This window comes from Mesorhizobium sp. M1428, from assembly GCF_040317515.1.
In the GTDB taxonomy this organism is placed as follows: Bacteria; Pseudomonadota; Alphaproteobacteria; order Rhizobiales; family Rhizobiaceae; genus Mesorhizobium.
Window position 1 is genome coordinate 45,362 of sequence record NZ_JAMYKT010000011.1, and the last position, 11,065, is coordinate 56,426.

5 protein-coding genes and 1 pseudogene are annotated in these 11,065 nt (G+C 57.4%); 4 read left to right on the forward strand and 2 right to left on the reverse strand.

The annotated features are described in order from the left end of the window. Positions 1-39: 39 nt before the first annotated feature. Together NKG60_RS17210 and NKG60_RS17215 are read right to left on the reverse strand one after the other, a co-directional pair. Complete coding sequence (locus NKG60_RS17210; protein WP_352975218.1) at positions 40-3,510, reverse strand: AAA family ATPase; 3,471 nt, start codon at positions 3,508-3,510, stop codon at positions 40-42. Next, positions 3,507-4,766, reverse strand: coding sequence for a metallophosphoesterase family protein (locus tag NKG60_RS17215; protein WP_352975219.1), 1,260 nt, complete (start codon positions 4,764-4,766; stop codon positions 3,507-3,509). The genes NKG60_RS17210 and NKG60_RS17215 overlap by 4 nt, the downstream gene beginning before the upstream one ends. A 449-nt stretch (positions 4,767-5,215) precedes the next feature. On the opposite strand from NKG60_RS17215, the gene NKG60_RS17220 reads away from it, so the two are divergent. From NKG60_RS17220 to NKG60_RS17235, 4 genes and pseudogenes are all read left to right on the forward strand, one after another. Beyond that, positions 5,216-8,038 (forward strand): TrlF family AAA-like ATPase, encoded by a 2,823-nt coding sequence (locus NKG60_RS17220; protein ID WP_352975220.1) that lies wholly within the window; start codon positions 5,216-5,218, stop codon positions 8,036-8,038. Positions 8,039-8,223: 185 nt separating this feature from the next. After that, complete coding sequence (locus NKG60_RS17225; RefSeq protein WP_352975221.1) at positions 8,224-9,834, forward strand: AAA family ATPase; 1,611 nt, start codon at positions 8,224-8,226, stop codon at positions 9,832-9,834. A gap of 1 nt (position 9,835) precedes the next feature. Beyond that, positions 9,836-10,675, forward strand: a complete 840-nt coding sequence (locus tag NKG60_RS17230) for an HNH endonuclease (RefSeq protein ID WP_352975222.1) — start codon at positions 9,836-9,838, stop codon at positions 10,673-10,675. 237 nt (positions 10,676-10,912) lie between these two features. Then, positions 10,913-11,014 (forward strand): annotated as a pseudogene (locus tag NKG60_RS17235) (nucleotidyltransferase); the annotation flags it as partial. Positions 11,015-11,065 lie beyond the last annotated feature (51 nt).

The window sequence follows — 11,065 nt, forward strand, 5'->3', positions numbered from 1 at the left end:
AGCACGGTATTTCAGCAACGCATCAAGTAAAGTCCAATCTCATCCGAGCTCATGGATCGCCACGCCCGGCACTACAGTCTTGGCGATCTCGCACAGGTGCTGGTGATGTGTCAGGTAAATAACCTGTCCGGCACTTGCCATCTTCCCAAACAGCCGGAAAACCTCCTCGGATCGGAAATGGTCGAAGGTTTCCATTATGTCGTCGGCGATGAATGGAACTGAGGGTCGAAACTGAGCAAACTCGTAGTACCCGGCCAGCCTGAGCGCCAGGTAGAGTTGAAAACGCGCACCCTTTGACAGCGCGTCGGCAACCTTGGATTGCCCATCGCGCTGTAATGCGATGAGTACTTCCCCACCCTTCACCGGTTGAGTTGTCAGGCCAGAGTACTGGCCGCGCGTCATGAGAGCGAATGCCTCTGATGCGCGCTCCATCATCCCGGAGCGATGACGCTCGCGGTAGACGCGCAGAGCATTTCCAGCCGACAATATTCCCAGTTTCAGCTCGATATAGCGGACGGCCTTTTCCTCGATTTCCAGAAGGACGGTGCGCCGTTCGGCATCTATCCGGGCAACAGCGCTGTCGCCGCCAATGGCGTCCAGCTTGTCAGTCGCGCGCGTCTGCCGAATGAGCTGTTGCTGTATCGCCTCGTCAGAAGCGCGAAGCCGTTGCTCGGCTTCAGCCTTCTCGACTGCGAGGCTGTCGAAATCGACAGCATCCAATATTGAACGCGCTTGCTCGAGCCCTTCCGCAGCGAGCTCGGATGACATTTGCTCCTCAAGTTCGGCCACGGCTGTGCGCAGGCGATCCCTGTCGCGCAGCAGTTCGTCACGTTCCACGACCTCGGCTAGGGTGGCCACGTTAAAAACACTCAGGACCTCGTTCTTGCGGCGCTCATGTCCGGAAATTTCAGCATCGAGGATCTCGCGACTATCCTGCAATCGCTTCAGGTCATTGACGAGGCTTGCCTTGGCCTCCCGCGTGCGCTCGGCGCGCTCCAGGCGCTCGGCAAGCCGAATCGCCAGCTGTTCCGGGTCGTGGTCATCGGCTGCCTCGCCCGCTTCGGCTGCAACGGCGGTAACCTCGACCAGGAAATTGTCCCTGTCGGCCTCCATCTTCTCGATACGGAGTTGCATGGCGTCCCGGTCCTGAAGACATTTGGACAGTTCAGCCAATTGATCGAGGACGCCGCCGACGCCGGGCGCCGAGATGCCGCTCTCGAGCCAGGTGCCCTTGAGCGCTTCGGCAACGCCGGCTAGCCATTCATCCCCATGCCGCTCTGCGACTTCGATGGCTCGGCGCCTGGCGGCCAGATCCTCTTGCCTTGTGCCAACGGTATTGAGCGCCTCGGCACGCTCAGCGTCCACCTTGAATTGCCTGTCAAGGAACAGCTCTGCCACGGCCATGACCGTCTCCAGGCTGTCACCAGGATCCGAACCAACGCCGACGCTCGCCAGCGCGCTGCTCAGCTCCCCGTGTATTCGGCCTCCCTCATCAACTGCCCGCTCGGCCTTCTTGCGTGAAAGCTCGACCTCCTCCCAGGCCGCGAGCCCATCGATGTAGGCAGCAATGCGATCCTCGATCAGTTCGATCAGCTGTTCGGGGGATTTCTCCGGAATTTCTCCAACCAGGGGTCTTGCGGCTGCAAGAATTTCCGAGAGCACGGCCTCCCGATCTGACCTGTTGCGTTCAAGTTGGTCGCGCCCATGCGCGATGGTGGCAGCGGTTTCTGCGAGGTTGCGGTTTGTGCTGCGAATCTCAGCGAGCTCCCGGGCGTTGGCCAGACGGCCTGCTCCGGCAGCGTCGTCTCGGGCCAGTGCTGCCGCGAAACTATCCGCCGTTTCGCAAGTCAGGTCATCGCGATGTCTTGCCCAGGCCTCGTCCCGGGCACGCCGAATGGCGTCCGCCGCGTCATCGTCGGTGACATCGACTGAGGCACGAAGCGCATCCAGCCGCGCCGCAAGCAGGTCGTGGTTGCCGTGGTGTTCGGCAAGGCGTTCGGAGAGAACGCCCCTGCTCTTCCCGAGCTCTGCTGCCAGCGCCTTCCATGCGCCAAGTTGTCCGGCATTCGGAATGGCGAGCCTGGCCAATGCCTGAGGATCGCCCGACCAGGGATGCAAGCGCGCGATCGCGGCCTCCCATCGAACTGCACCCGCATCCGCGGCCTCGCGTGCCGCCTTGGTTTCCCTCATGTACCCGCTGGCCCTTGCCGTCGACAAAGCCGAAACCAGCCTTGCCCTGGCAGGCTCGGGCACGGCCCGTTCTTCGCCGACCCGCTCGCGTGCCGCATGAAGTGCATCAGCAGCAGCCGCAGCCTCCTCGCGCGCAACGCGCACGCTAGTAACGATCCCGGATCGCTGCTCGACCATGATGCGCACAGTGCCAATGGTTGCAGCAGGCAAGAGCAGCTTGGCAGGATGTGGCTCCGAGGACCTTCCAAGCGCGGCAAGGCAGGTCGCCACGGCATTGTCGAGGATTTGCAGCTCCGTCCTGCGACTTGGAAGGTCCAGGCCGGCCGAGACGTGGCGCACCTTGCGGTCAGTCAAGCCGCGAACCCGTTCGGAAATCGCAAGTATCACCGCGTCCACATCGACCGAGGCGATTTTCGTCGTCACCCGCGCGAGCTCGTCCACACTTGCGGATAGCCGCGTTCTCAGACTGGCATCGGTCTCGATCATGTCGGCGACGCTGCCCGTCCAGGTCCGTGACGGGGAAGCGATTTCAGGCAACTCGGCTAGTTGGGCTTTCTTACGTCGGATATCGGCAAGGATCGGGATCGCGCGAAGATATTTGGCGATGGTATCGAGCCGAGCCGACAGTACCGACCGTTCGGCGATGCTGCGGTCGTATTTTTCTGTCGCGTCCAGGCGCTCTGTCTCGAGAGTTTCGAACGTCGACGCCAAGGTGTCGATCGCCTCCTTCCCGGACTTCAGTTCCGCAAGCCGCTTCTTGAGCAGTGCAAGCTCGGTTCCGTGTGCCTGCTTGCGATAGAGCCGGTCTGCTTCGGCCTCGAGTACGCTCAGTATATCGCTTGCGTGCCCGAGCCCGGCGCTGGCGGTGAACAACAGCTTGCCCAGGTCGCCGCGCGATTCCAGGATTGATTTTCCACCTGCTTCCAGCGTTTCGTCGTCCAACGAGAACATGGTCTCGTATGCATCGCGAGACAGCCCGGCGAGATGTGCTGATATCGCCATTTCGCTGACTGGTTGGCCATTCGCGTTCAACAATGAGTTGGTGCGCTGTTTCGTGCGTGTGAACGTGTGCTCCGCGCCGCCGAGTTCGAGCACCCCGCCGATCCGCATCGCGCTGTACTCGTGCAGGAAATTGTAGCGGCTGCGTTCCTCGATGCCAAACAGCAGGTCGAGATAGCCGGAAAGCGCGGTCGACTTGCCGGCCTCGTTCAGGCCGAAGACGATATGCAGGTCGGGACCGGATTCCGGTTTCGGCCCGAAGTCGATCGCTCTGTCGGTGAATTTGCCATAACGGATGAGCTCAAGTCGCCGGAGCCTCATTGTGATCCACCGGCCTTCAGGCGGGCGGTGACCAGGTCGGCGCCGTTGGCAAGCACCCTGTCGAGGAACAACTCCAGCTCAGCCTCGTCCTTACCCGCGAAATCGCGCCCGTCAGGCGGAAGATCCGCGATCATCTTCTGTACCAACGCCCTCGCCTCGGCACGGAAAGCTTCCGAGCTGGCATCGGCACGCATGGATTGAGCGAGTTCGAAAATCGGATCAGCGACGCCCTCAGATGTTTCGGCTGCGGGTGGCGAGACGTTAAGTTCGAGCTTCTCCACCCAGGTTTCGCCTACCTGTTCCGCGACCTGCTCAGCTTCCGCGAGCAGCAGATCCCGGTCGCGGATCAGTGCCCACGACAAAGGCGACATGCCGCTCAGACCGAGGCGCACCACGGCATGGCGGGATCTGACGGAGGCCCGGATAGCTTCGAGCGCGGATCGGACACGCCCGACGACTTCGGACCATTCCACCGTTACGGTCAGGTCAACGCTCACCCGCTCGAATTGCGCGATACTGGTCAGCCTTTCCTCGATCTCGATGGTGCGGTCGTCTCGTATCGTCACCAGCGTAACGGATTTCTCTCCGTCCTCGTTGATGTCCCTGCCCTGCGGAATTCCTGGCATCACCACGGTGCTCGCCCCAGTATGGACGTGGCGGACATGGATGTGCCCGAGCGCCCAGTACTCGAAGCCATGACTGTGCAGGTCGGCGACGTTGCAGGGCGCGTAGACGTCGTGGCCGGGCGATCCGGCCAGGCTCGTATGCATGATGCCGACATTGACCGCGCCTTCACGCGGAGCTGAATACTTGGGAAGCAGACTGTCCGGCGCCTTTGGGCTCGCGAAGCTCAAGCCGTGGAACATGACGTCAAGCCCGCCGGCTGTCTGCAGCGCTGACTGGGGACGGCCGCCGAAGATCGTGACCGTGTCCGGGAACACGAGCTGTTTCGATATCCGCGACATTGCGTCATGATTGCCACGGATCTTGAAAACCCTGATGCCGGCCTGGTGAAGTCGTGTCATCTGTGACCCCAGAAACCGCGCCGTTTTCATCGACGTCTGGTCGCCATCATAGAGATCGCCGGCAATGACCAAGGCATCGACACGTTCCGCAAGGCAGAGGTCAACTATGGAGATGAATGCCTGACGGCTGGCGTCTCCGACAAGTTCGGCAAGGTCGGGGTTTCGCATCGCCAGCGAACGCAGTGGCGAGTCGAGATGAATATCGGCCGTGTGTACGAATCGAAATGCCATCGAGCGGTCTCCGCCCACGAACATATCGATGTTCGATCGCGGTCCGATAGAAGAATTTCACGACACGCGGTGTTGGGTGTCCAGACCAGGTTACTGTCAATGGGCGCTTCCGCCGCTATCGTGTTAGAGGGTGCGGTGGTCAAAATTCGACACGCTATCCCGGCAACAGCGAGCGGAGTACGGCGGCGAGCGTTTCCTATGGACACCATTCTGGCTCAGCCAACTTCAAGACGTCCTCTTCGTCCTTCCCGTCGACCAGGAGGAGCGCGACGAATAAACTATCTCAAACCTCTCTCTTTTAGGGGGATTATTTTGTAGAGGGCTAGTAAATTCGGCTCCTTTAGTTGAAAGAGCCATATAGGCGAATACTGTCGCGGGCAATCTGCGTACGCTTGTTTGATCTACCGGCAATATGTCCCGGCGCTGGTACGCTTGGCTAGGGAGGGAATATGAGCTTTGCCTCATGGAGAAAGTGTGATTTTCAAATTCATACGCCCCGCGATCCTGCTTGGGTCGGGGTAAGGACTGTTGGGTTAGGCGAACCCACAAAGGGAACTGGCGCCCCAGCAACGGCGCAGGACGTTGATGTAGCGCGCAAACAGTGGGCGAATGAATTTCTGGATCAATGCTTCGCCGGAGGTTTGAATGCCATCGCCCTCACCGATCACCATGAGATGGTGTTTGTCCCTTACGTTCAGCAAGCAATCGCGGAACGAAAGGCGGCCGACGCCCAATTTGACTTCTGGCTTTTTCCAGGAATGGAGCTCACAGCGGCTGGTGGGAAGCAATGCCTGATCATCTTTGACGCCGACATTTCGGAGGATTGGCGCAGACAAGCACAGGGGAAGCTTGGCATCGTCTATGCCGATCTTGACGAAAAGCACGCCAAAGGTCCAAAGGTCACCCAACTCGCCTCCCACTACGCCGATATCGGCGCCGAGTTGGATAAACTCGAAGGGCTTCGCGGCAAGTACATCGTTCTACCGAATGTCTCCCAAGGCAACAGCCACACAGTCTTGACCGACGGGGGCCACGCGGATTTCCGTCGTATGCCTTATGTCGGCGGCTATCTTGATCAAGGCCAAACGCACTCCACGCTGGGGAGCAAAAACCAAAAACGGCTTTCCGGTCTCGACAAGACTTGGTGCACGCGGGAGATTTTCCCGCTTCCAACTTCGGACAGCCGATCGGCCGATTTTTCGATGGTTGGGTCAAACAGTACCTGGATAAAGCTCGCAGCTCCGACAGCGGAGGCAATCCGCCAAGCATTCCTTGGTCACAAATCCCGTATCACCATCAAGCCACCCCAACTCCCTTCCCTCGTGGTGTCTGAGATCGAGATCGACGGCTCCGCAATTTTGGAGAAAACTAAATTCCCTTTCAGCCCCGAGTTCAACTCCGTCATTGGCGGACGGGGCAGCGGGAAGAGCTCATTCCTTGAATATGTGTCCTTTGGCTTAGGCCGCAGCTGCTATGATGTGGAGCGCGACCATTATTCGGGAACACAACGCATGCGTGATCTGATCAACGACACGCTCATTGCAAAGGGTGCACGGGTCAAGCTAACTGTCACACAGGACAATGCGGCTTTTGAGATTGTTAGGGGTCCTGCCACCGCCTTTCAGCCGACGATTACCTATCCCAACGGCTCGAAGCAGACTGCAACGGTCAAAGAGCTTCGGGCACTATTCCCTGCCGTAGTGTATAGCCAAGGCGAGCTCGCAGAGATTGGAAAGCAGGCAGGCAAGAAAACCCAGCTTTCGGACTTACTCCAGTTTGTAAATCCGGATTACAAGCGCGAAGACGACCGCCTGACCCTCGACATTGAAGCTGCCAAGGTCACGGTCAAGGGCGGCGTACAAAGCCTCGCTGCGCACTGGATATTGCAATCTCAACTGCGCAAGCTCACCACGACCAAGGCGTCGCTCACTCAGCGCGTCGAAGCACTTGAAAAGACGCTTCCGGCCCTGTCCGAAGAAGATCAGTCCATTGTCGCGTATTTCGATAAGGCGAATGACTTTGAATCGAAGCGGCTCCAGGCGTCAAAACACGCGGACCAGATAGTCGAAGAGCTGGACAAATCGATCAGGGAGCTCGTTAACGAACGCGATCTAGCGACCGATTTGGCAGATGACTCGGCGGCAATCCGCAAAGGCTATGGCGAATTGTTTTCAACGTTCAGCGCCGGCATAAAACAGTTCAAATCCGATATGAGAGCCAAGCGCTCAACATTGGCTGCTGCTGAAACCGAATGGGCGGCAAATTTCAAGGTGGCAAGGACAGCAAGAGACGAGGTTCTCGAAAAGCTGGGTGCACACAGGACCGCTACAAGCCAGATCATCAAGCTTCGCGAAGAGATCACCGACCTGACCAACCAGATCGGCGATTTGGACGCGAAAATAAAGGCCAATGGAGACCCGGCCGCCGGTTTAGATGAAAAGCTCGTTGCCCTCAGAGCACTAAATGATCGTCGTACGGAACGGACGCAGGAGTGGGCGAAAGAGATCGAGCGTCTGTCGAACGGGAAAATCAAAGCGATCGTAGATGCGGCGGGCGACGTTTCGGAGATCAAAGACGCAGTCGATCTTCTCGCCAATAAAACCGGATCACAAGAGGCAACCCGTCTCAAAGAATTGGATGATGCGGTTGCCAAAGACACGCCCATAGCGTTCCTCGACAAAATGCGCGCCGATAGCCTTTCGCTGTTGTATTGGCGTCAGATAGGCGCGGCTAGCGGTGAGAAGCAGCCAGATAGTGCAGTCTTGTTCGGAGTGCTTGGTGACACAGATCGCATTCGCGCGGCCTTGAGCGAAAAACTGGACACGACACGGGTAGAAACAGTTGCGGCCGCACTTCCGAAGCCCATGATTACCCTCTCCTATTCAGATGGCGCTAAGGAAATTGCCTTCGAAAAGGCTTCGGAGGGCCAGCGTGCGGCGGCGTTGCTCTTTATGCTTCTAGAGCAACCTGGGGGGCCGTTGATCATAGACCAGCCCGAAGGCGATCTCGATAATCGCATCATTGCTGAGCTTACTGACAAGCTGCACACTGCAAAGCAAAACCGGCAGCTCATTTTTGCCAGTCACAATGCAAACATTGTCGTCAATGGATCGTCAGAGTTGGTTGGCCATCTTGACGTAAAAGATACAGGCGAACGCCAGTTTGAATGCGCGGGTGCAATCGATACGCCATCGATTTGCAAGGTCATTACCTCCACCATGGAGGGCGGTGAGAAGGCATTTAAAGACCGCCAAAACAAATACGGGTACTGATTTTGGAGGCCGCCGTTCAGGTGTGTCTGGTGTAATCCGAACTCACCTGTTTCCCATCGGCGATATACTTCACTCGGCTCCATCACCTTCGTTGCTTGAGCAAGAGGGCGACGCAGAAGCAACTGATAGAAAAGTGCCTCAGCTATTGCGAGGAAGATGGCCCTCGCCTCGGAGCTTTCCTGACCATGACCGACTTTACAGTTTTTCCTCCTTCACGTGGTGATCCGCCGTCCTTCACAGGAGTGGCATTGCTGCAGGACCGGTGGAACGACTACAGTTTTATGACTCAGTACCACCTTGTGGTTTCGGTGCCGGAGTTCAGCGGCCTGATTGGAGCAGTGAAGATATTACGCCGCAGTCAGACCGAATCTGACGATCTGCAACTTCCAACTGGGCCTCTCTCGCCACTCGGTGACGACTTCGTTTCGCTCGGACAAGAGCTTGACTACTACGAAAGACTGGCCGGGTTGCCCGAGACGCTTCGCCAGGAGATTCTGGCCTTTCTCCGCGATGCGCTAGCATTCCCACAGCACGCTGAGACGTTCGCTACGGAAAAAGGATGGAGTACCTCCATCCTGCGATATGTTGACTGGGACAGCTTCCGCCGTGACGCTGCGGTTCTGCTGAACCGCGACTACGATCGCGTCGCGCGCCTTGGCCTAGAGGTTTCCTTCCACGTTGAGGGTTGGGTCGATCCGCTTCGGATCGATTTCAAAGCGCCCGGTGGTCATTTGTTTTGGGACACGAGCGTGCTGCCCGAGAGAGTTGCGGTACTGATAGGTCGTAATGGTTCGGGCAAGAGCACACTGCTTTCGCGGCTTGCGCGCGTGCTCCACGCCTCCCAGCGCGAACGCGCGAGCGAGCCGCTGAAAGCACTCGGTGCGATCTCACCTCTCGGGATCGGCTTCACGCGAATAGTCAACGTCGCCTATAGTGCGTTCGATGCGTTTCAGCTCCCCGGGGTCGATTATCGTGAGCGGAAACAGATTGTCGACGACCTAGAGCGTGGCGTTGGCCGCTATCACTATTGTGGCCTTCGCGACATTGCATCGGAAGTTCGTCAAGCGGAAGGCATAGGTGACATCGATGGCACGCCCATCCAACCGCAGGACCTTGATCGGCAAGAACGTATTATTCTCAAGACGAGTGAGCAGCTGTCTAAGGAGTTCGGAGCCATTGTTCTTCGCATCAAGGAGAGCGGCCGGCAAAACCTCTTCAACGAAGTCTGTCGCGTTCTGGGTTCAGACTCATCGTTCTTCGATCTCGGCTCCGATCCTGCTGCCTCAATTTTCGAGTACGCTGTTCCTTGGTTTCGTGTCTGGAGCACCGGCCATAAGATAGTTATGCATGCCGTCGCGTCGCTCGTCGCCTATACCGAGCCTAAGTCAATCGTCCTAATTGATGAACCCGAGAGCCATCTCCATCCACCGCTACTAGCAGCCCTCATGCATGCGGTACGCATCATTCTACGGCAGAACGATGCGTTCGCTGTTGTCGCAACACACTCACCTGTGGTGGTACAAGAAACGCTCGCTCGCCATATTGCGATCGTTCGGCGGTCGGGAGCGGAAATAAGGATATTCTCACCTCGCATAGAGACTTATGGCGAGAGTATCGGCGAGGTCACCAACGAAATCTTTGGCCTCAACGTCGACGCGACGGATTTCCATAGCGTGCTGTCTCAGCTTGTAGACACCGGGCTTTCCCTCGAAAGCATTGAAGGCCTGTTCGAGCGTGGGTTGAGCCTGCAGGCTAGGGCCTTTGTGATGACGAAGCTTGCGAGCAACAGGACCTGAAATGTGGGTCATCACTCCCCAACAACTCGGCGACGTTGATGAAGCGCTAAATGCCGCCCTAACACTGACGAACGGTGCCGCAGTCTACGCGATGTCACCTGCCGAGCGTGCAGCATTGCATGAGGTCTACCAACTATACGACGCGTGTCTCGGTCAACCACATTTGGACCTTACTCCAAACGTGCTCGATACCGCTCGTCCCCACATGCGCTCGGCATACGATCAGGTCCAAATTGGTGGGCGCCTGGCAGCGCTCCGTGAGCAACTCTTAGCGTCGACCGATCAGTGCCCCTATTGCGGCTTTGGGGAACCGCGCGACCTAGATCATTACTTACCCCGCAGCGTATATGGTGAGCTCGCGATATATCCTCGCAATCTGATTCCAAGCTGCAGTCCATGTAACAATGCAAAGAGAACGATAGTTCCTGGCCTGGGCCCAGCGCACGGCCCTGGATTAATACACGCGTATTTTCAAGATTTGCCCGATATTGAGTTTCTGAAGGCGCAGATAACGTTCGAAGGTGGTGCTCTAGAAGTACGGTTTTGGATCGACAGCCCTGATTTAGAGGCGGATCTCGCAGCTAAACTCGAATTTCAACTCGGTCGACTAAAGTTGAATGAGCGGTTCCGCAGCCAAATTAATAAATTCCTCTCAGAGCAGCGTACCGCTATGCGCATGTTCAACGAGATCAGCCCTGAACTTTTCGCACAGTACCTTGGTCGCTGCGCAAATAGTCTATCCGGATCGTTTGGGCGGAACGATTGGCGGGTTGCACTGTTGCGCGCGCTATCCGAACATCAAGAATTCTGCACTGCGCCAGAGCTGTATATTGGAGTATGAGTTCCTCATTGTCGTCGGACGCATCCGGCTAGGTTGCTACAACTCACCTGCAGCATTCTTCATCCGCTCCAGATGCTCCACACAGATTTGTTCCGCAGACTTCTGAAGCTCCTCCGTCCGCTCGCCCAACTAGACAAGCGCTTCCTCGGTTATCTCGGAGTGCTCGGAATACCGAGCTTTGACATAGGCCTCGTTTAGGTTGTTGAACCGCGCTGGCGCATTTTCACAATCGCATGCGAGCCACTGACGATGAAGGGCTATCGCAGCGATTTTGATCTGCTGGCAGTCGTCAACAACAACAAGCTCGCCGACTTCGCTTACTGGTACAAGGCAGTCGACGTGTCCGTTATAGCAGCCTTCGACATATACGAAAGGCTGCCAGATCCGAGT

Bases quoted from the DNA above. Each gene is read 5' to 3' on its own strand.
- NKG60_RS17210 (WP_352975218.1), bottom strand. From the start codon at position 3,510: ATGAGGCTCCGGCGACTTGAGCTCATCCGTTATGGCAAATTCACCGAC.
- NKG60_RS17215 (WP_352975219.1), bottom strand. From the start codon at position 4,766: ATGGCATTTCGATTCGTACACACGGCCGATATTCATCTCGACTCGCCA.
- NKG60_RS17220 (WP_352975220.1), top strand. From the start codon at position 5,216: ATGAGCTTTGCCTCATGGAGAAAGTGTGATTTTCAAATTCATACGCCC.
- NKG60_RS17225 (WP_352975221.1), top strand. From the start codon at position 8,224: ATGACCGACTTTACAGTTTTTCCTCCTTCACGTGGTGATCCGCCGTCC.
- NKG60_RS17230 (WP_352975222.1), top strand. From the start codon at position 9,836: ATGTGGGTCATCACTCCCCAACAACTCGGCGACGTTGATGAAGCGCTA.